This window comes from Uliginosibacterium sp. H1, assembly GCF_036017065.1.
GTDB lineage: Bacteria > Pseudomonadota > Gammaproteobacteria > Burkholderiales > Rhodocyclaceae > Uliginosibacterium.
Map to the genome: position 1 here is coordinate 1 of NZ_JAYXHR010000006.1, position 716 is coordinate 716.

The window sequence follows — 716 nt, forward strand, 5'->3', positions numbered from 1 at the left end:
TGCCTGGCGATCGCGGCGCCGGAGACGTTCACGTGGGTGCCGCCCTTTGCGAAGGTGGGCAGCACGACGTTGATGCCGTCACCCCATTTCTGCTGGTCGGGGCCGCCGGCGCCGGTACGCATCAGGCCGACGTAGTAGGAGTTGGCCGGGCCGATGTCGCAGAGGCCGCCGACGATGTCGCGCGCGACTTCACGGTCGCCGCCACCGGCCTTGCGGGCGAGATTCGCCTTGACGCCACGCAGCCATTGTTCGGTCTTCGCTTCGCCGTCCTTGACGATCATGTGGGCGATGAGCGCGGTGTTGTAGGGGTGCTGGCCGGCGCGGATGCAGACCTTGCCTTTCCACTTCGGGTCGGCGAGTTCTTCGTAGGTGAAGCTGGCGGGGCCGCCGGTCTTCACGGTGTACAGGGTGCGGGCACGCATGGACAGGGCGAACCAGTGGCCGCTGGCTTCGCGCAGGTTGGCGGGAATGGCGGCTTCGAGCGTGGCGGACTTGATGGGCTGGGTGACGCCCTTCTCGTGCATGTCGACCAGGGCATTGACGTCGACCGCCATCAGCACGTCGGCGGGCGATTTGGCGCCTTCGCTGGCGACGCGCTCGGGCAGGCCGTCCTTCAGGAATACGGTGTTCACCTTCACCCCGGTCTTCGCCGTGTAGGCGTCCAGCAGCGGCTTGACGAGCGCGGCCTCGCGGGTGGTGTAGAGGTTGATTTCGTT

Annotated in this window: 1 protein-coding gene; it reads right to left on the reverse strand. The window is 67.0% G+C overall.

The features are described 5' to 3' along the window. A partial coding sequence (locus tag VVD47_RS20805) for an ABC transporter substrate-binding protein (RefSeq protein WP_327605449.1) occupies positions 1-716 on the reverse strand: 716 nt, incomplete at both ends.